This is a genomic window from Halomonas marinisediminis (genome assembly GCF_004347715.1).
GTDB classification, from domain to species: Bacteria; Pseudomonadota; Gammaproteobacteria; order Pseudomonadales; family Halomonadaceae; genus Halomonas; species Halomonas icarae.
Map to the genome: position 1 here is coordinate 1 of NZ_SLTR01000234.1, position 306 is coordinate 306.

The 306-nt window shown below is 56.9% G+C and carries 1 tRNA gene; it reads right to left on the reverse strand.

Going from position 1 to position 306, the window contains the following annotated elements:
- Positions 1–106: 106 nt before the first annotated feature.
- Positions 107–182, reverse strand: a tRNA-Lys gene (locus E0702_RS16505).
- Between the last annotated feature and the right edge of the window lie 124 nt (positions 183–306).

The window sequence follows — 306 nt, forward strand, 5'->3', positions numbered from 1 at the left end:
TCGAAAAGACCGTTACAGCCACCGCGCAGGCTCAACGCACAAGACCCACCGATACCAACCCACCCAAAAAGCAGATCACGCACGGATCGGTCATTTGATGAAACAGTGGTGAGCCGTGCAGGATTCGAACCTGCGACCCACTGATTAAAAGTCAGTTGCTCTACCAACTGAGCTAACGGCCCACTCTGGCGGCCCGTTTAGCCAGTGGGTTCAAGACGGTCAAGGGTGGAATCTCCACAAATCCGCAGCTTCTGCATTATGCCGCGGATCACGCGTACATGCCCGCCACGACCGACCCCGCACCAC